Below are 23,507 nucleotides of genomic sequence, written 5' to 3'. Positions count from 1 at the left end.
AGGATCTGAACCATGACCGACTACAAGAACTTCACCGTCGACGTGGACAAGGACGGCATCGCGCTCGTCACCTGGGACATGCCCGACCGCTCGATGAACGTCTTCACCGAGGCGGTGATGGACGAGATCGAGGCGATCGTCGACCATGTGGCGGCGACCGACGGCATCAAGGGCGCGGTCTTCACCTCCGGCAAGGAGACCTTCTCCGGCGGCGCGGACCTGACCATGCTGCAGAAGATGCTGGGCCTGTTCGAGAAGGAGAAGGCCCGGGACCGCAAGAAGGCGGTCAAGCTGCTGTTCGACAATGCCGGTCGCATGAGCTGGCTGTGGCGCAAGCTCGAGACCTGCGGCAAGCCGTGGGTCTCGGCCATCAACGGCACCTGCATGGGCGGCGCGTTCGAGATCTCGCTCGCCTGCCATGGGCGCGTCGTCGCCGACAGCCCCTCCGTCAAGATGGCGCTGCCCGAGGTCAAGGTCGGCATCTTCCCGGGCGCCGGCGGCACCCAGCGCGTGCCGCGGCTCGCCAACACGCAGGAAGCGCTGCAGATGCTGACCACCGGCCAGACGCTCTCGCCGCAGAAGGCGAAGGCGATGGGCCTGGTGCATCACGTCGTGCCGCCGAAGAAGCTGATCGACGCCGCGAAGAAGATGATCCTCGACGGGCTGAAGCCCGTGCAGCCCTGGGACGAGAAGGGTTTCAAGCTGCCGGGCGGCCCGGTCTATTCGGCGGCGGGCGCCAATCTCTTCCCGCCGGCGATCGCCATCCTGCGCCGCGAGACCTACGGCAACTACCCGGCGGCGACGGCGATCGTGAAATGCGTCTATGAGGGCCTGCTGGTGCCGTTCGACACGGCGCTCACCATCGAGCAGCGCTACTTCACCGAGATCATGCAGACGACCGAAGCGAAGATGATGATCCGCTCGCTGTTCGTCTCTCTGCAGGAGCTCAACAAGGGCGCGCGCCGTCCCGAGGGCGTGCCGGCCAAGAAGTTCCGGAAGATCGGCGTCGTCGGCGCCGGCTTCATGGGCGCGGGCATCGCCTATGTGACGGCCAAGGCCGGCATCCCGGTGGTGCTGGTCGATCGCGACATGCCGGCGGCGGAGAAGGGCAAGGCCCATTCGGCGGGGCTGATGGATGGCCTCATCAAGAAGGGCCGCGCCAGCGCGGAGGACAAGGACGCGCTCCTGTCGCTGATCACGCCGGCCGACGACTACGCCGCTCTCGAGGGCTGCGACCTCGTGATCGAGGCGGTGTTCGAGGATTCGGCGATCAAGAAGGATGTGACGGAGAAGGTGGAGGCGGTGCTGAAGCCCTCCGCGGTCTTCGCCTCCAACACCTCGACCATCCCGATCACCGGCCTGGCCAAGAACTCGAAGCGCCCGAAGAACTTCATCGGCATCCATTTCTTCTCGCCGGTCGACAAGATGATGCTGGTCGAGATCATCATGGGCAGGAAGACCGAGGACAAGGCACTCGCCGTCGCCATGGACTATGTGCGCGCCATCAAGAAGACGCCCATCGTCGTCAACGACACGCGCGGCTTCTACGTCAACCGCTGCGTGCTGCGCTACATGCAGGAAGCCTTCTCGATGCTGATCGAGGGCGTGCCGGCACCGATGATCGAGAATGCGGCGAAGATGGCCGGCATGCCGGTCGGCCCGCTGGCGCTGACCGACGAGACGGCCATCGACCTGGCGCAAAAGATCATGAAGCAGACGATCCGCGATCTCGGCCCGAAGGCCGTCGAGCCGCGCCATGTGGAACTGATCGACACGCTGGTCGACAAGCACGGGCGGCTCGGGCGCAAAAACGGCAAGGGTTTTTACGACTATCCGGCGAAGCCAGCGAAGAAGCATCTCTGGGCCGGGCTGAAGGATCTCTATCCGCAGAAGAAGCCCGAGAAGGTGGATGTCGAGGAACTGAAGCAGCGCCTGCTCTCGACCATCGCCCTGGAAGCGGCGCGCGTGATGGAGGAAGGCATCGTCACCGACCCGCGCGAGGCGGATGTCGGCTCGATCCTCGCCTTCGGCTTCGCGCCGTATACGGGCGGCGCCCTGTCCTACATAGACGGGATGGGCGCGGAAAAATTCGTCGCCATGACCAGAGGCCTCGCCAAGAAATACGGCAAGCAGTTCAAGGCGCCAAAACTCCTGCTGGAGATGGCCGAGAGCGGCGAGACCTTCTACCAGCGCTTCGCGCCGGAGCGGGCAGCCGGAGCGAAGAAAGCCGCCTGAACCGCCATGTATGTCTGGATGCGCCTGTTACGCGTCGCGGCGACCCGCAGTCGCCGCGGCCCCTATCGGCTCGGCGAGGAAAGCCGGCTCGGCTTCCGCTGCCTGCCGACCGACATCGACATGAACATCCACCTGAACAACGCCCGCTACATGATGCTGGCGGATATGGGGCGGATCGACATCTTCCTGCGCTCGGGTCTGGTGAGCGCGGCCCGCAAGCGCGGCTGGGCGCCCATGCTGGGCGGCCTGCAGACCGTCTATGTCCGCGAGGTGCGGCTGTGGCAGCGCTTCGAGGTGGTCTCCACCATAGAGACCTGGAACGAGACGCAGATCCTCGGCAGGCATCGCTTCATGCTGGAGGACGGGCGCGTCGCGGCGATCATCCTGACGACGGGCGGCATCTACGATTCCCGCGGCAGGCGCTTCATCCAGGTGGACGAGGTGATGGGCGCGCTCGGCCATCAGGCCGCCCCGCGCCCGCTGGACCCCGAGGAAAGCGCCTTCATCGCCTCGCACCAGGGGCTGAGGGCTCGCGCAAAAGTGTTGTCCTGACGTCTTTGCCCGGCGGGCGCCTGCCGCTACGGTCCCGGTTCGATCCAGTCCGGAGAACCGCATGCCCGCCACCATCGACTACTATTTCACCTCCGCCTCGCCTTTCGTCTATCTCGGCCATCAGGCCCTGCGTGCCGCGGTTGCCCGCCATGGTGCGGTGGTCCGCGTGAAGCCGATCAACCTGATGGGTGTCTGGGAGGTTTCCGGGGCGGTGCCGCCGGCGAAACGTCCGCCCGTGCGCCAGCGCCTGCGGCTGGTCGAGATGCAGCGCATCGCCGACTACCGTGGCCTGCCGATCAACACGCAGCCAAAACACTGGCCAGTCGATCCGCAGCTTTCCGATCATGTCGCCGCCGCGCTGGTCGCCGCCGGACACGATCCGATGGGGTATATGGGCCGCGCCTTCGCGTCGGTCTGGGCGAACGAGGAAGACATCGCCGATCCGGCCACCCTGGCGCGGCATCTGGCGGCGGAAGGGTTTGACGCCGACGCCATTCTCGAAACCGCCGGGACCGATGCGATTGCCGAGATCCGCGCAGAGAATACGCGCGACGCTGTGGCCGCCGACGCGGTCGGCGTTCCGACCTATGTGCTCAACGGGGAAGCCTTTTTCGGCCAGGACCGCATCGAGTATCTGGAGCATGCGCTTGCCACGGGGCGCAAGCCGATCAGCGCGTAATCGTCAGGGCGCTTCGTCGTTTGCCAGCGGAACCTCGATGCCGGCCAGTTCGGCGGCGGTGATGCGTGCCGCGCCGGCGCGGGCGAAGCGCAGCATCATCGCCTTGCGCGTAGCGGCGGCCAGGCGATGCTCGTCCGCCTCGCGCAGGATTTCCGCGCCGTAGCCGTCCGACAGGATGAACCCGCACTCTTCCGGAAAGATCTCCGCCGGCACGTCCGGATGGGTGGCGAAGAAGAACCGGTCCGAATGCAGGCGGTATTCCGGCCATTTGCGGTCGACGCGGAAATCCTCCACCGAGGACTTGATCTCGATGATCCAGATGTCGCCCTTGCCCGTCAGCGCCACCAGATCGGCGCGCCGTCCCGTGGAAAGGGTCAGTTCCGGCAGCACCACCGCCCCCATCTGGAGGAGCAGGCGCTGCACGCCGCGGCGAATGACCATGGCGCGCTCGGACTGACGGCCATCGGCCAGGGGATTGATGGGAATCGGTGAGATGATCGGCATCGCGGGACTATGCCATCAACGGAACGAAACGTGAAGATCGCCCCGAAGTTGAGCCTCGGGAAAAAGCCCGTTCAAGCCTTCCGCGCGCCGGCGATGTCATCGAGGATCGGGCAATCGGGCCGCTGATCGCCGTGACAGGCGTCGATCAGATGGCTCAGCGTCGCGCGCATCGCCTCCAGCTCGGCGATCTTCGCATCGATGGCGGCCACATGAGACACGGTAATCTCGCGCACGTCCTGGCTGGCGCGCTGCTTGTCGCGATAGAGCGCCATCAGCTGGCGGCATTCCTCGATGGCGAAACCCAGCCCGCGCGCGCGGCGCAGGAAGATCAGGAAATGCACGTCGTCGTCGCTGTAGCTGCGATAGCCGTTGGCGCTGCGGTCGGGCGCGATCAGCCCGATCTCCTCATAATAGCGAATCGTCTTCGCCGGCAGGCCCGAGCGACGGGCCGCGTCTCCTACGTTCATGGCTCCCTCACAGGCGCATACATCAATTGTTGAATTGATATTCCTGTTGCCGTTTTGCAATGTTCAGGGTGAATAACAGCGGGAAACGACGGGCGACAAGGTCGAAGTCTTGGCAATTTGTTAACCAACAATTTAAGAATGATGACCAAAGTGTGGCGCAGTTCAGGAAGCGTCAAGCAATTGGGGGAACGAGACAGCATGAAATTCAGATCTTTTGTCATCGCCGCGGCATTGGGGCTTGCGACGGCTCTGGCAGGCTGTACCGCCGGAGGCCCCCTCAAGGTCTTCACCTCCGACTACGGAACGGTGAGAGACGCGGGCTACCAGCTGCCGCGCATTCCGATCAACCAGGTTCCCCGGCAGTATCACCGCCAGATCGTGACCTACGACACCAAGGAGAAGCCGGGCACCATCATCGTCGATACGGGGGCCAAGTTCCTGTATTTCGTGATGGAAGGCGGCAAGGCCATGCGCTACGGCATCGGCGTCGGCCGCGAGGGCTTCGAATGGGCGGGCACGGCGCGCGTCGCAATGAAGCGCGAATGGCCCACCTGGACGCCGCCGGCAGCAATGATCGGCCGCCAGCCCGAGCTTGCCAAGTGGCGCGGCGGCATGCCCCCCGGGCTGAAGAACCCGCTCGGCGCCCGCGCGCTCTACCTGTTCAACAAGGGTGGCGACACCGGCTACCGCCTGCACGGCACGCCCGAATGGGCTTCGATCGGCAAGGCGATGTCGTCCGGCTGCATCAGAATGATGAACCAGGACGTCATCGATCTTTACAACCGGACCGAGATCGGTGCTAAAGTGATCGTCAAGCGGTAGAACCGTCTCAGGAATATGCGCTGCGCAACGGCGCAACAAAAAACCGGGCCACCAGCCCGGTTTTTTTGTTGCTCTCTCCGCTGATGCGAAGGCCGTCAGGTGATCTGCTCGACCTGCTGGACCTCGGGCACGAAATGATGCAGCAGGTTCTGGATGCCATGCTTCAGCGTTGCCGTCGATGAGGGGCAGCCGGCGCAGGCGCCCTTCATGTGCAGGAAGACCGTGCCCTTCTCGTAACCGCGGAAGGTGATGTCGCCGCCATCCTGCGCGACGGCCGGACGAACGCGCGTCTCCAGAAGCTCCTTGATCGTCGACACGATCTCCTCGTCGGCCGCATCGTAGAATTCACCATCCTCGGAAGCGGGAACGGTGTTTCCAGCCGACGCCATGACCGGCTGGCCGGACATGAAATGCTCCATGATCGTACCGAGGATCGCCGGTTTCAGATGCTGCCAGTCCGGCCCGCCATCCTTGGTGACCGTGATGAAATCATATCCGAAGAAAACGCCGGTCACGCCCTGCACCTCGAACAGGCGCCCGGCGAGCGGCGAGGCCGCGCCGGCAGCTTCCGCATCACGGAAATCGGCGGTCCCGTCTTGCAGCACAACGCGGCCGGGCAGGAATTTCAGCGTCGCGGGATTGGGGGTCGCTTCGGTCTGAATGAACATCTTGGGCTTCCGTGTTGGCTTCGTAAGGCGTGTTTCTTGGAATAATTCTAAAATAGGCGGAAAGCGGCTGCTGTTCAAGCGGCGTTGTGCAGCCTTCCGCCGCGACATATGGGGGCGGCGGAGCCGCTATGCCAGGGTTTCGATCTCTTCGTCGCTGAGATTCTGAGGCACCACGGTGACGGGAATCGGAAAGGCGGCGCTCTTGCCGGCGATGGAGGACACGAGCGGACCCGGCCCCTCCTTGGCGTTGCCAGCCGCCAGCACCAGGATGGCGATGTCCTGGTCCTCCTCGATCAGCTTGTGGATTTCCTCGGCGGGCTTGCCCTCGCGCACCACTAGTTCCGGCTCGATGCCGATGGTTTCGCGGATCCTGGCTGCATGGGTGTCGAGCGTGGCGTTCGCCGTGGCGAGCGCCTCCTCGCGCATGATCTGCTCGACGCCCAGCCAGTGCTGGAAATCGCCCGGCTCGATCACGAACAGCAGGACCAGGCCGCCATTGGTCGCCTGCACGCGCCGCGCGGCATAGGCCGCAGCCCGCTCGCATTCGGGCGTGTCGTCCATGATGGCGAGGAATTTTCGGCGGTGCCCCGCTTCGCGGATCAGTCGCTTGGAAACCATTCAGACGTCCTGTTTCGCAGGCGAAGGAGCCGCCCCATCCGCTCGCAATCTGCCATCGCCGATGGCTTTGGGCAAGACGGGCGGCATCAAGCCATCAGCCGTTGATCAGCCCGATGATCTCGCGCACCATCTTCATGGTCGCCTCGGCCTTCTCCCGCGCGCGGCCCGCGCCATCGCGCAGGACGCCGTCGATATAGGCCGGATCGGCCGAGATGCGGCGCATCTCGCCGGCGATGGGCGAAAGCTTCTCGACGGCGAGTTCGGCGAGCGCCGGCTTGAAGTCGGAGAACTGGCGGCCGCCGAAATCGGCGAGCACCTCGGCGCGCGTGACCCCGGCCAGCGCCGAATAGATGCCGACGAGGTTCTGCGCCTCGGGCCGTCCCTCGAGACCGGCAACCTCGGAAGGCAGCGCCTCGGGATCGGTCTTCGCCTTCTTGATCTTGCGGGAGATCGCGTCGGCGTCGTCGGTCAGATTGATGCGCGACAGGTCGGAGGGATCCGATTTCGACATCTTCTTCGAACCGTCGCGCAGGCTCATGACGCGCGTCACGGGTCCTTCGATCAGCGGCTCGGTCAGCGGGAAGAAGCCGCTTACCTTCTCCTCGCCCACCTGCATGTCGATGCCGTGGCCGAGCGCGGCGATACGCCCGGAGAAGTCGTTGTTGAATTTCTGCGCGATGTCCCGCGTCAGCTCTAGATGCTGCTTCTGGTCGTCGCCGACCGGCACATGGGTGGCGCGGTAGACGAGGATGTCCGCGGCCATCAGGCTGGGATAGGCAAGCAGGCCGAGCGACGCGTTCTCGCGGTCCTTGCCGGCCTTGTCTTTGAACTGCGTCATGCGGTTCATCCAGCCGATGCGGGCGACGCAGTTGAACACCCACGCGAGTTCCGCGTGCTGCATCACCTGGCTCTGGTTGAACACGATGTGCTTCTTCGGGTCGATGCCGCTCGCCAGGAAGGCGGCGGTGATCGACCGCGTCTGCTCCGCCAGGTCGTCATGCACCAGTGTCGCCGTCAGCGAATGCAGGTCGACGACGCAGTAGATGCATTCATGGCTTTCCTGCAGCGCGACGAATTTCTGCAGCGCGCCCAGATAGTTGCCGAGGTGGAGATTGCCCGTCGGCTGGACGCCGGAGAAGACGAGCTCCTTGAATTCGCTCATGGATCATTCCCGAGTAATGGCCAGTCGGCCGGCGCGACGCCGGCCCGCGCGGTGCCGCGCGCCTTGGCTTATGAACGACGCGAAACCGGCAATCAAGCCCCATGGGGCGCGCGGGTTGCGACGCCCTCGTCGTCCGCCCGCGACCTGTGCCGTGGTGCGAGCCCCAGCAGGAGGCCGGCCCTGCCCGGCAAGAGCTCTGCGGCGATGGCGAACAGCAGCGAACCGGCGAAGGTGGCGAACAGCACCAGCGCGTATTCCTGCCAGACGCCGAGGCCGAGCGGCAGCACGTAATATAGGGCCGCGACGACGACGGTCTGATGCACGATGTAGAGCGGAAAGACCTTGCGGTTGAGCCAGGAAACGGTGGCGCTGGGAGCGTTCACATGGCGCGCGGCAAAGCCGGTCAGCGCCAGGATCATCATCCATGCAAGAGCAAGGATGCATGCCTTGAACAGCGGCGTCATGCGGTCGTAATCCCCGAGCGAGAACCCGCCGCGATCCGTCCACGAGAAGAGATAGAGCGCCGCCGACAGCGCGAGGGCGAGTGCCGCGCTCATCCAGCGCCGGGCGACGATGCCGTCGATCAGGGCGCGATGATGGCGGGCGAAGAGAAAGCCCAGGCCGAACCAGCTTGCCCAGACGGCGAACCATGCGCCGTCATTGTAGAGCGCATTGGTCTGGCGCGGAAAGAACGGCGAGAACACGAGATTGAGCACCAGCGGCAGGAGAAAGAAGAGGTAGACCCAGGAGGAGGAGGCCGTCCGCTCGAACCAGTCCGTCACGGGCTTCATGCGCGACTGGTTGAGCAGGGCGAACACCGGGTAGCAGACGAAGGTCATCACCAGGAGATAGGCGACGAACCACATATGCGCCCAGGTGAAGTTGCCGTCCGGGTATTTTCCTTCCGTGAAGTAGCGGGTGAGCCAGAAGGTGAGAAACGACCCCTGATAACCGTCCTCGAACATGCGCTCGTACCAGACCTGCGGCACGACGATGACGCACATGGCGAAGATGAGTGGCGGGAACAGGCGCATGAAGCGCCCCTTCAGGAAGGCGTAGCCGGAAACCCGGCGGAAGACGAACCATGTGCCCATGCCCGAGACGAAGAACAGCAATGCCAGCCGCCAGGCGCGCGGATGTTTCATCAGCAGCGACAGGGTGGCACTCCCCTCCGGCGCCTCGATCAGCCACTTCATGTCAGGGAAGAAGGCGACCGACGCGTGATAGGCGATCAGCAGGAGAAACGCCGAAACGCGCAGGAAATCGATGTAGTAAAGCCGTTGCCGTTGCATGCCGCTGCCCCCATCCACGGCGCAGTGTAGGTGCAACGGCTTCGCGATCGGTTAATCCGCAGCCGGTTTTTTCCCGCGGCGCATCGAACGGGTCAGTTCCCGGCGATCCACGGCGCCTGTGATCAAGACCGTCGCGAAATAGGCGCCCGCCGCCAGGGCGATGATCGCCATCACCCACAGGATCCGGACGACCAGCAGCGGGTGGGCGACGAGGCCGGCGGAGACCGAGAGCAGTGCCCAGACGACCAGCCCCATGACCATGCTCGCCAGCAGCATGAACAGGATGCGCCGCAGGGTCAGCGCCGAGGGGCGGAAGTCGCCGCGCCGCCACAGCGTCGAGGCGAGCAGCAGGACGTTGACCCAGGCAGAAAGCGCGGTCGCGCCTGCGATCGCCACATGGCCGTAGAGCGGGAACAGCGCCAGGCTGGCCGCTATGTTGACGATGACGGTGACCAGCGAGAACCACATCGGCGTCTTCATGTCCTCGCGGGCGAAGAAGCCCGGCTGGAAGACCTTGGTCAGCACATAGGCGGGCAGGCCGGAAGCGAAGGCGGCCAGCGCCGCCGCCGTCAGCGCGGTGTCCTGCGCCGTGAACTGGCCACGCTCATAGAGGATGGCGACGATGGGGGCCGGCATGATCATCAGGCCGACCGCAGCCGGCAAAGTCAGGCCGAGCGCGAACTCAAGCGAGCGATTCTGCAGGTGCTGCGCGTCGACGAAATCGCCCGCCTTCAACGCGCGCGACAGTTCCGGCAGCAGCACCACACCGACGGCGATGCCGATGACGCCGAGCGGGAGCTGGTTGATGCGGTCGGCGAAATTCAGGAGGCCGATGGCATTGTCCTGCGTCGAGGCGATGATCTGCCCGACCAGCAGGTTGATCTGCATGATGCCGCCCGTGACGAGGGCCGGCCCCATCAGGATCAGGAGACGCCTGACGCCCGGCGTCAGGCGCGGCCGGCGGATGCGCATCGAGAAGCCTTCGCGCCCCGCCCCGCGGATCAGGAAGAAAAGCTGCGCCAGGCCCGAGACGAAGACGCCCCAGGCAAGCCAGACGCCGGTTTCGCGCGGGTCGAGCCGGAGATGGAGCGCGGCCAGCAGGACGCCGATCAGGACGACATTCAGCAGGGTCGGCACCAGCGCCGCCAGGAAATAGCGCCGCATGGCGTTCAGGATGCCCGAGAACATCGCCACCAGCGACATGCAGAACAGGTAGGGGAACATGATGCGCGTCATGACCACGGTCAGGTCGAACTTCTCCGGAGAATCGGAGAAGCCAGGCGCGATGATGGTCGCGACCAGGACGGGCATGGCGATCATGGCAAGCGCCGACAGCGCCAGCAGCGCCGTCATGAGCACGGCCAGCACATCCTCGCCGAAGCGGCGCGCCGCGTCCACCCCGCCCGCCTCCAGTTCCTTGGAGAACAGCGGGATGAATGCCGTGTTGAAGGCGCCCTCCGCAAACAGCCTGCGGAACAGGTTCGGAAAGCGGAAGGCGGCGTAGAAGGCGTCCGTCACCGGCCCGACGCCGAGCGCCGCCGCGATCAGAGCCTCGCGCGCGAAGCCCAGGATGCGGCTTGCCATGGTGGCGCTGCCGACGCTGGCGAACTTTTTGATGAGGCTCATGGGTGACTAAGTCCAGATTTGCGGTGGCGCCCGGCATCACCCCCCTCTGCCCTGCCGGGCATCTCCCCCTCAAGGGGGGAGATTGGCCGAGACCGAGGTTTTCGCCAGTTCTCAACAAAAGAGGAAGCACAGGACATCGACGAAAGCCGATCTCCCCCCCTGAGGGGGAGATGCCCGGCAGGGCAGAGGGGGGCAGTCCCGCCGAAAGCGAATGGGCTGCCCCTCATTCCGCGGCCACCCTGGCCTTGGTCTTGCCCTTGGCGGGCCGCTCGACGCCGCTTTCCAGCGTTTGCAGCAGGGTCTTGCGGATGGTCTCCAGCCGGTCCGGACTGACGATCTTCTGGCCGGTCAGGTCGGTCACGTAGAACGTATCGATAACCTTCTCGCCGAAGGTGGTGATGTGCGCCGAGGCGATGTCGAGCGACAGGTCGGAAAGGGTCTCGGTCAGCTCCGAGAGCAGTCCTGGGCGATCCAGCCCGCGCACCTCGACGACCGAGAAACGGTTCGACAACGTGTTGCCGATCTCGACGCGCGGCACGACCCGGAAGGCCTTGGTGCCGCGGCGCGGCTTGGCGCGCTTCTCGATCATCTCCGGCAGGTAGGATTTGCCGGACAGGACGTCCTCGATCAGCTTGCCGATGCGCTCGGCGCGGCGGCGCTCGTCGGCGTCGAAGTCGAACTCGCGGCTGATCAGGATCGTGTCGAGCGCGCGGCCATGCGTGGTGGTGAAGATCTGCGCATCGACGATGTTCGCGCCGGCCGCCGAACAGGCCCCCGCGATGATCGACAGCAGGCGCGGGTGGTCGGGCGCGAAGACGGTGATCTCCGTCACTGCCTCGAAGGTGTGCGGTTTGACCATGGTGGCGAGCGCGCGGTCCTGCCCGTCCGCCTCGCGGATGAATTCGGCGTGGCGGAGCTGGTCCTCCAGATCGACGGCCAGCAGATAGGCGGTGTAGTGCAGGTCGAGATAGGCGTCGATGTCGGCCTGCGGCCACTGACGCTCGGCAAGCGCCTGCGCCAGCCGCTGGCGCGCCTCGTCGGCGCGGATCGCGCGCGAGGCTTCCGAGAAGCCGCCCGTCAGGAGAACTTCTGTTTCATAGTAGAGGGTTCGCAGGAGCTGCCCCTTCCAGCCGTTCCATACGCCCGGGCCGACGCCGCGAATGTCGCAGACCGTCAGCACCAGCAGCAGCTTCAGCCGCTCGACCGATTGCGCCGTGTCGGCGAAGTCCTGGATGGTCTTGCGGTCATTCAGGTCGCGGGTCTGGGCCACCATCGACATGTCGAGATGGTGCTCGACCAGCCAGGCGATCATCTCGGTTTCCTTGGCGTCGAAGCCCATGTGCGGGCACAGCCTGCGGGCGATCCTCGCGCCGGCGGTGGAATGATCCTCCGGCCGGCCCTTGGCGATGTCGTGCAGCAGGATCGCCGTGTAGAGCACGGGCCGCCATGCCTTCAGCGACGGCATCAGCGAATGCGACAGGGGATGCAGCTTCTCGCCGTCGCCGTGTTCGATCTCCGACAGGATGCCGATGCAGCGGATCAGGTGCTCGTCCACCGTGTAGTGGTGGTACATGTTGAACTGCATCATCGCCACGATCTTGTTGAAGTCGGGGATGAGCTTGCCGAGCACGCCGGCCTCGTTCATGCGGCGCATGTTGAGCGCCGGGTCGCGGTCGGACGTCAGGATGTCCATGAAGAGGCGGTTCGCCTCCCTGTCGCGGCGCAGATTGCGGTCGATCAGCTTCAGCGAGCGCGTGAGCAGCTTGAGCGCCTCGGGATGATATTCCAGCCCGTGCCTGTCGGCGAACCAGAACAGCCGGAGCAGGTTGACCGGATCGCGCTCGAAGACGCCCTCGTCGGCGACGTTGATGCGGTGGTTGTCGACGATGAAGTCGCTGGTGCCGGCAAGCTTCCTGCGGCGGCGCGAGAAGGTCATGAAGAAGCGGTTGAAGCCGGGCACGTGCTTGCCCTGCTCCTCCTCCAGCGCCGCGCAGAAAATGCGCGTCAGGTCGCCGACGGCCTTAGCGGTCAGGAAGTAGTGCTTCATGAAGCGCTCGACCGCTGAAAGGCCCGGATGGCTGGTGTAGCCTAGGCGCTCGGCGATGTCGCGCTGGATGTCGAAATGCAGGCGTTCCTCGGGCTTTCCGGTGAGGAAATGCATGTGGCAGCGCACCGCCCAGAGGAAATCCTCCGCCTTGCGGAACTGCAGATATTCCTTGCGGGTGAAGACACCCTTGCCGACCAGCTCGTCGGCCTCGCGCACGCGGTAGAAATACTTGCCGATCCAGAACAGCGTGTGCAGGTCGCGCAGGCCCCCCTTGCCGTCCTTGACGTTCGGCTCGACCAGATAGCGGCTCTCGCCCGCCTTGGCGTGGCGCAGGTCGCGCTCGGCGAGCTTCGCCTGGCTGTATTCGGCGCCCGTGTCCTTGACCACCTCCTCGTCGAAGCGCTCGACCAGCTCGTCGTACAGCGCCTCCTCGCCGCAGACGAAGCGGGCTTCCAGCACCGCCGTGCGGATCGTCATGTCGGTGCGCGCCTGGCGAATGCACTCGTCGATGTTGCGGGTGGCGTGGCCGACCTTCAGCCCCATGTCCCACAGCATGTAGAGCGCATATTCGACGATCTGCTCGCCCCAGGGGGTCTGTTTGTAGGGCAGCAGGAACAGGAGATCGATGTCGGAACCGGGCGCCAGCGTGCCGCGGCCATAGCCGCCGACCGCGACGATCGCCATGCGCTCGGCCGAGGAGGGGTTCTGCGAGGGATAGATATGGGTGGCGGCGAAGTGATGGAGGGCTCCGATCACCTCGTCCATCAGGTGCGACAGGCGCGCCGCGCAGGCCGTGCCGCCGCCATCGGCCATCAGCATGACCTCGGCGGCTTTGCGCCCCTCGGCGATGCGCGCCTTCAGAGCCGCCATCACCGCTTTGCGCAGCTCCGCACCGCTCACCTGTCCGGCCAGGGCGCCGAGCTCGGCACGCAGCGCCGCCCCGTCGATGATCTGGTCGAGCTTGAGAGGAATCTTGGCCATGTATTTCCCGTTCCGGCCGGCAAGCCTGCGGAGTGAACAGGGTCGCCGGCGGCGCTGTATAGCGTGTTTTGCCACGTCGCGGAACGGCTGCAAAGCACTCAGTGTTGCGCCGCACCCGCCTTGCGGTTAAGCCGGCGCGATCTCACACGGCAGGACACCGGTTTCCGATGGAGCTTCCCGCAACCCTTCGCCAGGCGGTCGACGCGATGCTTGAGGGAGCGCCGCTCGCCGACATCCAGCGCGCAGCCGACATCCTGTCGCGCCGCTATCGCAGCGAAACGCGCGACGGGCGGCTGCATGTGGGGGATGCGCTGGCGGCGAAAGCCTATCTGGCGACGCGCCTGCCCGCCACCTATGCAGCGGTACGCCGGGCGATGGACGATCTGGCAGAGCGCCGCGCTTCGTTCGCACCGCAGCGTCTGCTCGACATCGGTGCAGGCCCCGGCACCGCTTTCTGGGCCGCGCTCGACCGGTGGCCGGACCTGCGCGCGGCGGAAATGGTCGAGGCAAGCCCCGCCATGCGGCAGGCCGGCCAGAACCTCGCCGCCAGTGCGGGAGCAGCGCTTTCCTGGCGGGACGCCAGCGTCGAGGACGGGTTGCCGGGCGCCGGCGAGGCCGATCTCGTAACTCTGTGCTACGTGCTCGACGAACTCGCGCCGGCCACGCGCGCGGCACTGATCGACCGGCTCTGGCACTTGACCGGGGACACGCTGCTGATCGTCGAACCGGGCACGCCGACCGGCTGGCAACGGATCCTGGCGGCGCGCAGCCGCCTGATCGCGCTTGGCGCCCATGTCGTCGCGCCCTGCCCGCATCATGCCCCCTGCCCCGTCAGCCCACCCGACTGGTGCCACTTCTCACGCCGCGTCGCCCGCTCGCGCCTGCACCGCAGGGCGAAGGGCGGCGAGGTGCCATGGGAGGACGAGAAGTTCAGCTACATCGCGGTCTCGCGCCATCCTTCCGGGGGTGTCTACGCCCGGGTTCTCGCCCCGCCGAAGGCAGCGAGCGGCATGGTGCGGCTGAAGCTTTGCCGTGCGGACGGCAGCCTTGAGGATAGGCTGGTGACGCGGCGCGAAGGATCGGTGTTCAAGGCGGCACGCAAGGCTGATTGGGGGGATGCGCTGAACGATTGACGGGGCGCGCACGCCCCTCACCCTTACCCAACCGGGGTCGAGCCACGGGTCTCGACCCGTCCTTCGGACCCCCGCCTGTGGGGAGAGGGGGGCCTCGGCGTTGCGGTCATCCTCCTTCTCCCCGCGAGCGGGGAGAAGGTGCCGGCAGGCGGATGAGGGGCGTGGCGCTACCCCTTCGAAGCGATCCCCTTCAACCGGTAGAGCATGTCCAGCGCCTCGCGCGGGGTCAGCTCGTCCGGATTGACGGTCGCAAGTTCCTCGCCGAGCCGGTCCGGCGCCTTTGCTTTCGCCGGCTCCTTCTTCATCGCGATGGAGAACAGGGGCAGGTCGTCGATCAGCTTCGAGGCCTTGCCGGACATCTCGCCTTCCTCGAGCTGGTGCAGCACCTCGCGGGCGCGCTCAACGACCGCGTGCGGCAGGCCGGCAAGGCGCGCCACCTGCACGCCGTAGGAGCGATCCGCCGCGCCGCGTCCCACCTCGTGCAGGAACACCACCTCGCCGTCAAACTCCTTCACCCGCATGGTGACGTTGGCAAGGCGCGGCAGCTTCTCAGAAAGCGCCGTCATCTCGTGGAAATGCGTGGCGAACAGCGCGCGGCAACGGTTCTGCTCGTGCAGATACTCGACAGCCGCCCAGGCGATGGAGAGGCCGTCGAAGGTCGCCGTGCCGCGGCCGATCTCGTCGAGGATGACCAGCGCCCGCTCGCCGGCCTGATTGAGAATGGCGGCGGTCTCGACCATCTCGACCATGAAGGTCGAGCGGCCGCGCGCCAGATCGTCGGACGCGCCGACGCGGCTGAACAGCCGATCGACCATGCCGATGCGGGCCTCCGCCGCCGGCACGAAGGACCCCATCTGCGCCATCACGACGATCAACGCGTTCTGGCGCAGGAAGGTCGACTTACCACCCATGTTGGGGCCGGTGAGCAGCCAGATCGCGCCGGATTTCTCGTCCCCGACGGGCGAGAGGTCGCAGTCATTCGCAACGAAAGGCTCGGCAAGCTGCTTGCGCAGCGCCTGTTCCACCACCGGATGCCTGCCGCCCTCGATGTGGAAATCTAGGCTCTCGTCCACCTGCGGGCGGCAGTAATTTTCCGCCTCGGCGAGTGTGGCGAGCGCCGTCGACACATCGGCCATCGCCAGCGCATCGGCCGCGGCGCGGATGGCCGCGGCGGCATCGACCGCTTCCTTCTGCAGCGCGTCGAAGACCGCCAGCTCGATGGTCAGAGCGCGGGCGGCGGCGTTGGCGATCTTGGTCTCCATCTCCGCCAATTCGGTCGTCGTGAAGCGCATGGCGTTGGCCATGGTCTGGCGGTGGATGAAACGGGCCTTGGCCTCGTCGCTGCCGTTCAGCGCCTGGGCGTTGTTGGCCGTCACCTCGATGTAGTAGCCGAGCACGTTGTTATGGCGGATCTTCAGGGAGCGGATGCCCGTCTCCTCGATCAGGTCGCGCTCCATTCCAGCGATCACCCGTCGCGACTGGTCGCGCAGGGCGCGCATCTCGTCCAGCTCGGCATCGTAGCCCGCGCGGACGAAGCCGCCGTCGCGCTTGAGCAGCGGCAGCTCGTCGGCCAGCGCCCGCTCCAGATGCGCCGCGATCCCGTAGGGCAGCGCGCGCACCACGTCGCGAATCCCCGCAACCTCGGCGGGCAGGTCAGGCGTCTCGAAAAGATCGGCAATGCCGGCGGCAGCGGAGAAGCCCGCCGCCAGCGCGCCCAGGTCGCGCGGACCGCCACGGTTGAGCGCCAGGCGCGAGAGGGCACGGGCGAAATCGGGAACACCCTTCAGGAGCGCGCGCGCGGCCTCGCGCAGCGAAGGATCGGCGAGGAAGAAGGACACCGCGTCGAGCCGTTCCCGGATATGGCCCGGATCGGTCAGGGGCGACATCAGCCGTTCGGCCAGCAGGCGCTTGCCCGCGCCGGTGACGGTCCGGTCGATCGCCTTCAGGAGGCTGCCCTCGCGGTTGCCGGACAGCGTGCGGGCAAGCTCCAGATTGGCGCGCGTCGCAGCGTCGATGAAAAGGCTCGCCCCTTCCGCGTCGCGCTCTGGGCGGCCGAGCGGCGGGCGCTCCGCCTTCTGGGTCTTCTCCACATAGGCGATGATGCCCGAAACGGCCGACAGTTCGGCGCGCGAGAAATGGCCGAACCCTTCGAGGGTGGCGACCTCGTAGAAGCGCGTCAGGCGCATCTCCGCCGAGGCGGAATCGAACAGATTGGCCGGCTGCGGGCTGGCGGTGCGGCCAAGAACGTCGAAGACGGGACGCAGTCCGGCCTCATGATAGACCGGCTCGGCGACGATCAGTTCGCGCGGGTCGATGCGCAGTATGTCGGCCAGCAGGCGATCGGCGCCGGTCGCGGCGACACGGAAGGCGCCCGTGGAGATGTCGATCCAGGCGAGTGCCAGGCTTTCGCCCTCGCCGCCCTTCACGCGGCCGAGCGCCATAAGATAGTTGCTCTCGGCGGGATCGAGGAGCTTCTCCTCGGTGATGGTGCCCGGCGTGACGAGGCGGATCACGTCGCGCCGCACCACGGATTTGGAGCCGCGCTTCTTGGCTTCCGCCGGGTCCTCCATCTGCTCGCAGACGGCGACGCGATGGCCGAGACCGATCAGCTTCTGCAGATAGTCGTCGGCGGCATGCACCGGCACGCCGCACATGGGAATGTCGTCGCCCTGGTGCTTGCCGCGCTTGGTCAGGGTGATGCCGAGCGCGCGGCTCGCCACCTCTGCGTCGTCGAAGAACAGTTCGTAGAAATCGCCCATCCGGTAGAACAAGAGCGAATCGGGATTGGCCGTCTTGATCTCGATGTACTGCGCCATCATCGGCGTCGCGGCGGCGGCCTGCATTTCAGGACGGCGCATCGGCGTTTCGTCGTTCAAGGAGAGCTCCCGCCTGGTTGAATTCCTGCATCGAAGCAGCTTCAAACTGCTTGGCCATTTACTGGGCGAAAGTGTAGCGTTATGCACCGCTCACTTGCAAAACTCCACAGAAAGCACGAGCCACGCGCCGATCCCCGGGAGGAACGAGACAAAATCATGGCCGCCAAAGAAAAGTCCGAACGACAGGGTCCGTCCGTCAGCCCGCAGGAAGCGCTGGATTTCCATTCGATGGGCCGTCCCGGCAAGCTGGAGATCACGCCCACCAAGCCGATGGCGACGCAGCGCGATCTCTCGCTCGCCTATTCGCCCGGCGTCGCGGTGCCAGTCGTGGCCATTTCCGAGGATCCCAGCCGCGCCTTCGACTACACGACGCGCGGCAACATGGTGGCCGTCATCACCAACGGCACGGCGATCCTCGGCCTCGGCAATCTCGGCGCGCTGGCCTCCAAACCGGTGATGGAAGGCAAGTCGGTTCTGTTCAAGCGCTTCGCTGACGTGGATTCGATTGACCTCGAGGTCGATACCGAAGATGCCGACGCCTTCGTCGACTGCGTCAAGCTGCTCGGCCCGTCCTTCGGCGGCATCAATCTGGAAGACATCAAGGCGCCCGAGTGCTTCATCATCGAAAGCCGGCTGCGCGAGCTGATGGACATCCCCGTCTTCCATGACGACCAGCACGGCACGGCGATCATCGCCGTGGCCGGCTTGATCAACGCGCTGCACCTGACCGACCGCGACATGAAGACGGCGCGGCTCGTCTGCAACGGCGCGGGCGCCGCCGGCATCGCCTGTATCGAGCTTGCCAAGTCGCTCGGCTTCTCGCCGCAGAACGTCATCCTGTGCGACACCAAGGGCGTCGTCTACAAGGGCCGCAAGGAAGGGATGAACCAGTGGAAGTCGGCGCATGCGGTGGAGACCAAGCTGCGCACGCTGGCCGAGGCGCTGGACGGCGCGGACATCTTCTTCGGCCTTTCGGCCAAGGGGGCGCTGACGCCCGCCATGGTGCAGTCCATGGCCAAGAACCCGATCATCTTCGCCATGGCCAATCCCGATCCGGAGATCACGCCGGAGGAGGTGGCGGATATCCGCACCGACGCCATCATGGCGACCGGCCGCTCGGATTATCCGAACCAGGTCAACAACGTGCTCGGTTTCCCCTACATCTTCCGCGGCGCGCTCGACGTGCGCGCCACCACGATCAATGATGCGATGAAGGTGGCGGCCGCCGAGGCGCTCGCCGAACTCGCCCGCCAGGACGTGCCGGACGACGTGGCGGCGGCCTATCAGGGCAACCGGCCGAAATACGGTCCCAACTACATCATTCCCGTGCCGTTCGATCCGCGGCTGATCTCGGCGATCCCGGTGGCGGTTGCCAGGGCGGCGATGGATTCCGGCGTGGCGCGGCGGCCGATCCTCGACATGGAGAAATACGCCAACGAGCTTTCGGCCCGGCGCGACCCCATCGCCTCGACCCTGCAGCGCATCTACGACCGGGTGCGCCGCCAGCCGAAGCGCGTCGTCTTCGCCGAGGGCGAGGAAGAACAGGTGATGCGCGCGGCGGCATCCTATGTGAACCAGAAGCTCGGCACGGCGATCCTGCTCGGCCGCGAGGAGCAGATCAAGGAAACGGCGCGCAATGCCGGCGTCGACCTCTCCAAGCCCGGCATCGAGATCATCAATGCCCGCCTGTCGCGGCGCAACGGCATCTATGCCGACTATCTCTACGAACGCCTCCAGCGGAAGGGCTATCTCTTCCGCGACGCCCAGCGGCTGATCAACAACGACCGCAATCACTTCGCCGCAACCATGGTGGCGCTGGGCGATGCGGATGCGATGGTCAGCGGCGTGACGCGCAATTATTCGACCGTGCTCGACGACGTGTGCCGGGTGATTGACGCCAAGCCAGGGCACCGGGTGATCGGCGTTTCGCTGGCGCTGTGCCGGGGACGCACGGTTCTGGTCGCGGACACTGCCGTCCACGACATGCCCAATGCGGAGGAACTGGCCGACATCGCCGAGGAGGCCGCCGGCCAGGCGCGTCGCATGGGCTACGAGCCGCGCGTCGCCATGCTCGCCTACTCGACCTTCGGCCATCCGCCCGGCGAGCGCTCCGAGCGCGTCCAGGAAGCGGTGAAGATCCTCGACAAGCGGCGTGTCGATTTCGAGTATGACGGCGAGATGGCGGCGGACGTGGCGCTGAACGCGCGGCTGATGCAGCAATACCCGTTCTGCCGCCTGTCGGGACCGGCCAACGTGCTCGTCATGCCGGCGTTCCATTCGGCGTCGATCTCGACCAAGATGCTGCAGGAATTGGGCGGCTCGACCGTTATCGGGCCACTGCTCGTCGGCCTGAACAAGCCGGTGCAGATCGTCTCGCTGAACGCCAAGGATTCCGACATCGTCAACATGGCCGCCATCGCAGCCTACAACGCGGGGGCGTAAGGGCGACGTCGCCCACGCCTCATCCACCTGCCGGCATCTTCTCCCCGCAGGCGGGGAGAAGGAGGCTGATCACGCAGCGAAGCGCTGCGCGTCAGCACCGTAATAGTTGATATAGCGATCCGAGATCGCCTCCACCGGAAGCACGACGAACACATCCGTGGTGCCGAAGTCGTGGTCGATCACGCAGCCCTCGCCGAAGCGCGCGCCGAGCCGCAGATAGCCTTTCACCAGCGGGGGCATGGCCGTGAGGGCCGAGCGCGCCTGGACCGCCTCCTTCGGCATCAGGTCCATGGGCGCGAAGCGACTGGCGACCGCGCGCACGTGCCAGTCGCCCTCGGCCTGGCAGAAATGGCCCAGAAACGACAGGGCCTCCGCATGCGCCGCCGGCACAATTCCGGGGAAAGAAGCGCAGCCCATCATCACGTCGATACGCATCCGACGGCAATACGCCCAGATTCCCTGCCAGAGCAATTCGATGGTCCGCTTGGTGCGGTAGGGCGGCAGGACGCAGGAGCGCCCGAGTTCGAGGAACCGCCGTCCGGCATGCCTGGCCATCAGGCCCTCGATGGCGAATTCATCCTGGGAATAGAAGCGCCCCATCCGGCCGGCCCCTTCCGGCGTCAGCAGGCGGTAGGTGCCGACGATGCGGTCCATATCGTCGCCGGGAAGCGTGCTGTCGATCACGAGAAGATGGTCGCAGACGCTGTCGAAACCGTCCGAATCACGATCCTGCAGCGCGGCCTCGCCCGAGGGGCGCGCGCCCATCTCGTCGTAGAACACGCGGAAGCGAATCGTCTGGGCCGCGGCGATCTCGCGTTCGTCACGCGCCAGCCGCACCTGCAGCGGGCCGATGCGCCCCAGCAGACCATCCTCGGCGATTTCGCCGGGATTGCCGGAAAGCGGCGGCTGGCCGACATCTTCGAGGAAGGCGGTACCGTTCAGCGCCATGCCTTGCATTGCTGATTCTCCTCCGCATCAAACTGCCGCTGGAATAGTGGCCTGTTGCGACAGAACTATGACACTACAGGCGCCGGTCCCGAGCGGCAACTGCCGGCTCAACCGGCCGCGTGCATCTCCAGCGCGGAGAGAAGCTTGTCCGGGTCGAGCGGCTTGGTGACGAAGCCGTTCGCGCCGTGCGCGAGAACGCCGTGCCGGGTCTTTTCCTGGCCGTCGGCGGACAGGACGAGGATCGGAACGGGGGCGAGGCCTGTCTCCTCCTCATGCCGGCGGATGGCGTTGATCGCGTCCAGCCCATCCATCACGGGCATGTGCAGATCCATCAGCACCACGTCGTAGCGATGGCCGGCATCGCTCACCGCTTCCACGGCCGCACGCCCGTTCGATACCAGATCGACCCTGTGCCCGCCCTTGGTGAGCGCGGCGCGCGCCAGCATCGCGTTGATCTCGTTGTCCTCGGCGACCAGCACCCGAAGCCCCGCCTTGTCCTGCACCGGCGGAGCTTCCGGGACCGATCCGGCCTTGTCCGCTCCGACCACCGGAAGCGCGATCTCGCCATGTTCGCTCAGAAGCTGCCGCAGCAGGGTCTTGCCGCGCACCGGGCGCGCCAGGAAGGCGCCGTAGCCGCTGGCGCGAAACGCGGCGAGGCGACCGCGCTCCGACGGCGTGATCAGCGTCAGGGCGCGGCCCGCGCTGACGCCGGACTGATGCAGGCGCGCAATCAGGCTGCCATCGTCGCTCTCGAGCGCCGCATCGATCAGCATCGTGTCGAACGGCCTGCCTGCTTCCTCCGCCAGGCGCGCCGCGTCCTCGGCATTGGCGGCGATCGCCGCGCGCCCGCCATAAACACGGATGGTCATGGCGATGGTCTCGGCCTCCTCCACGTGCGGCGACAGGATGACGGCGTTCACATGGGCGAGGATCGGCTCGACCACGGCGCGCTCCGGCGCGCTTTCGAGCGGCAACAGGACGGCGAACTCGGATCCCTCGCCGGGCGTGCTGGCCACGGTGATCGATCCCTGCATGGCATCGACGATGCGCTTGGTGATGGCGAGGCCGAGTCCGGCGCCGCCGTGGCGGCGGGTGGAACTGCCGTCCACCTGCTCGAAATCCTTGAAGATGCGGGTGATGTCTTCCTTCTCGAGGCCCGGCCCCGAATCGGCAACGGCGATGCGCAGCGCGGGTGCGCCGTTCTTCTCGCCGCGCGTCAGCGACACGGCAACACCGCCCGCATCCGTGAACTTGACCGCATTGCCCAGAAGGTTCATCAGAACCTGGCGCAAGCGGCCCGGATCGGCGGTGATCGTCGACGGCACGTCGGGCGCGATATAGCAGCCGAGGCCGATGTTCTTGGCGAAGGCGCGCGCCGCCAGCAGCTCCACCACGTTCTCGGCCATGTCGTGCACGGATATCTGCTGCTGCTCGAGCTCGAGGCGTCCCGCCTCGATCTTCGAATAGTCGAGCAGGTCCTCGATCAGCGCCACCAGCGCGCTCGCCGAGGTCGAGACCGCGCCGACATAGGTGCGCTGCTCGGCGGTCAGGTTGGTGTCCGCCAGCAATGTCGCCATCCCCATGATGCCGTTCATGGGCGTGCGGATCTCGTGGCTGACAGTGGCGAGAAAACTGGATTTGGCGCGGCTTGCCTGCTCGGCGCGTTCGCGGGCGTTGATCAGCGCCGTTTCGGCGCGCTTGCGGGCGGTGATGTCGCGGGCAATGGCGCGATGCGAAACGGAACCCGCCTTCTCGTCGCGCACGGAATGCTCGATCCAGGAATACCAGCGCATGCCGTTACGGGTGTGGATCGCCACATCCGTAGAACTCAAACACTCGCCGCCCGAGAAGGCCGCATCCGGCACCAGGCCGATATCGATGCCGAGCTGGCTGAGCGTGCGGCCGATGAGCGTGTCGGATTCGCGGTCGAGAAGTTCGGCGAAGATCCGGTTCACATAGACGATGCGCCCGTTGCGGTCGCGGTGGACGATCAGGTCGCCGAGCGCATCGACCAGACCGTGAAAGCGCTCCTCGCTCTCGCGCAGCTCCCACATGCGGTCGGCGAGGTCTTCCAGCTCGCCCCGGCTGTCCGCTTCCTTGCGGGCGAGCGTGGTCACGAGGTGTTCGTCGGCGGCCGCCGTGTGCAGCGCGATGGCCAGGCCGATGGCGCCAAGCGCCGCCAGAAACAGGCTGATCAGCGGGGCAGCGCCCGTCAGATGGGCAAGACCCGCGATCAGCATGACCGCGATCCCGACGATCATTTCGGCGTAGCGGCGCGGCGGGCGGACGAGCTGCGGCACCAGCGCCGGCGGATCGATGCGCAGCCGTTCGCTCCGATGCGCCTTTGGCGCAGCCGTATCGCCGTCCGTTTCCAGAAGTTGGTGTTCCGCCCCGTTCATGACGAAGACGATAACGGACGAGAATTACAGAAGCTTTTGGCGGGTCTCTACAATTT

Annotated in this window: 17 protein-coding genes; 6 read left to right on the top strand and 11 right to left on the bottom strand. The window is 66.0% G+C overall.

All coding sequences use genetic code 11. The annotated features are described in order from the left end of the window. The first annotated feature begins 12 nt into the window (after positions 1-12). The 3 genes from NA2_RS04900 (at position 13) to NA2_RS04890 (ending at position 3,466) form a co-directional block, all read left to right on the top strand. Positions 13-2,235, top strand: a complete 2,223-nt coding sequence (locus tag NA2_RS04900) for an FAD-dependent oxidoreductase (protein WP_008594837.1) — start codon at positions 13-15, stop codon at positions 2,233-2,235. A gap of 6 nt (positions 2,236-2,241) precedes the next feature. Then, entirely contained in the window at positions 2,242-2,787 is a 546-nt protein-coding gene (locus NA2_RS04895; protein ID WP_008594835.1) for a thioesterase family protein, read from the top strand. A 61-nt stretch (positions 2,788-2,848) separates the two neighbouring features. Next, entirely contained in the window at positions 2,849-3,466 is a 618-nt protein-coding gene (locus NA2_RS04890; protein WP_008594832.1) for a 2-hydroxychromene-2-carboxylate isomerase, read from the top strand. Positions 3,467-3,469: 3 nt separating this feature from the next. Here the strand turns inward: NA2_RS04890 and NA2_RS04885 are convergent, their stop codons facing one another. Both NA2_RS04885 and cueR read right to left on the bottom strand, forming a co-directional pair. Further along, entirely contained in the window at positions 3,470-3,970 is a 501-nt protein-coding gene (locus NA2_RS04885) for an MmcB family DNA repair protein (protein WP_008594830.1), read from the bottom strand. Between the two features lie 71 nt (positions 3,971-4,041). Beyond that, positions 4,042-4,437 (bottom strand): Cu(I)-responsive transcriptional regulator, encoded by a 396-nt coding sequence (gene cueR / locus NA2_RS04880; RefSeq protein WP_008594827.1) that lies wholly within the window; start codon positions 4,435-4,437, stop codon positions 4,042-4,044. 198 nt (positions 4,438-4,635) lie between these two features. On the opposite strand from cueR, the gene NA2_RS04875 reads away from it, so the two are divergent. Beyond that, the gene (locus NA2_RS04875) at positions 4,636-5,259 is read left to right on the top strand and encodes a L,D-transpeptidase (RefSeq protein ID WP_008594825.1); all 624 of its coding nucleotides are present in this window, start codon (positions 4,636-4,638) and stop codon (positions 5,257-5,259) included. Positions 5,260-5,354: 95 nt separating this feature from the next. Here the strand turns inward: NA2_RS04875 and NA2_RS04870 are convergent, their stop codons facing one another. The 6 genes from NA2_RS04870 to NA2_RS04845 all read right to left on the bottom strand — a co-directional run bounded on the left by NA2_RS04870 (position 5,355) and on the right by NA2_RS04845 (position 13,653). Then, complete coding sequence (locus tag NA2_RS04870) at positions 5,355-5,927, bottom strand: NifU family protein (RefSeq protein WP_008594823.1); 573 nt, start codon at positions 5,925-5,927, stop codon at positions 5,355-5,357. A 126-nt stretch (positions 5,928-6,053) separates the two neighbouring features. Further along, positions 6,054-6,545, bottom strand: a complete 492-nt coding sequence (locus NA2_RS04865; RefSeq protein WP_008594821.1) for a universal stress protein — start codon at positions 6,543-6,545, stop codon at positions 6,054-6,056. A gap of 94 nt (positions 6,546-6,639) precedes the next feature. Then, complete coding sequence (gene trpS, locus NA2_RS04860) at positions 6,640-7,707, bottom strand: tryptophan--tRNA ligase (protein WP_008594818.1); 1,068 nt, start codon at positions 7,705-7,707, stop codon at positions 6,640-6,642. 92 nt (positions 7,708-7,799) lie between these two features. Then, the gene (locus NA2_RS04855; protein ID WP_008594816.1) at positions 7,800-8,999 is read right to left on the bottom strand and encodes an acyltransferase family protein; all 1,200 of its coding nucleotides are present in this window, start codon (positions 8,997-8,999) and stop codon (positions 7,800-7,802) included. A gap of 51 nt (positions 9,000-9,050) precedes the next feature. Beyond that, complete coding sequence (gene murJ / locus NA2_RS04850) at positions 9,051-10,625, bottom strand: murein biosynthesis integral membrane protein MurJ (RefSeq protein WP_008594814.1); 1,575 nt, start codon at positions 10,623-10,625, stop codon at positions 9,051-9,053. 223 nt (positions 10,626-10,848) lie between these two features. Continuing rightward, on the bottom strand, positions 10,849-13,653 hold the full coding sequence (locus NA2_RS04845; RefSeq protein WP_008594812.1) for a [protein-PII] uridylyltransferase: 2,805 nt from the start codon (positions 13,651-13,653) through the stop codon (positions 10,849-10,851). Between the two features lie 167 nt (positions 13,654-13,820). Here NA2_RS04845 and NA2_RS04840 point away from each other — a divergent pair, with 167 nt between their 5' ends. Continuing rightward, positions 13,821-14,786 (top strand): small ribosomal subunit Rsm22 family protein, encoded by a 966-nt coding sequence (locus NA2_RS04840; protein WP_008594811.1) that lies wholly within the window; start codon positions 13,821-13,823, stop codon positions 14,784-14,786. Positions 14,787-14,953: 167 nt separating this feature from the next. Here the strand turns inward: NA2_RS04840 and mutS are convergent, their stop codons facing one another. Beyond that, positions 14,954-17,644 carry a DNA mismatch repair protein MutS gene (gene mutS, locus NA2_RS04835; RefSeq protein WP_051011546.1) on the bottom strand — a complete coding sequence of 897 codons (2,691 nt, stop codon included), beginning with the start codon at positions 17,642-17,644 and terminating at the stop codon, positions 14,954-14,956. A gap of 174 nt (positions 17,645-17,818) precedes the next feature. Between mutS and NA2_RS04830 the strand changes: the two genes are divergently transcribed. Continuing rightward, positions 17,819-20,104, top strand: a complete 2,286-nt coding sequence (locus NA2_RS04830; RefSeq protein WP_008594807.1) for an NADP-dependent malic enzyme — start codon at positions 17,819-17,821, stop codon at positions 20,102-20,104. 69 nt (positions 20,105-20,173) lie between these two features. Here the strand turns inward: NA2_RS04830 and olsB are convergent, their stop codons facing one another. Both olsB and NA2_RS04820 read right to left on the bottom strand, forming a co-directional pair. Beyond that, positions 20,174-21,061, bottom strand: a complete 888-nt coding sequence (gene olsB, locus NA2_RS04825; RefSeq protein ID WP_008594805.1) for a l-ornithine N(alpha)-acyltransferase — start codon at positions 21,059-21,061, stop codon at positions 20,174-20,176. Between the two features lie 98 nt (positions 21,062-21,159). Beyond that, positions 21,160-23,451, bottom strand: a complete 2,292-nt coding sequence (locus tag NA2_RS04820; protein ID WP_008594803.1) for a PAS domain-containing hybrid sensor histidine kinase/response regulator — start codon at positions 23,449-23,451, stop codon at positions 21,160-21,162. Positions 23,452-23,507: the final 56 nt, after the last annotated feature.

Source organism: Nitratireductor pacificus pht-3B, assembly GCF_000300335.1.
Taxonomy (GTDB): domain Bacteria; phylum Pseudomonadota; class Alphaproteobacteria; order Rhizobiales; family Rhizobiaceae; genus Nitratireductor; species Nitratireductor pacificus.
This window is presented reverse-complemented; position numbering and strand designations above follow the sequence as displayed.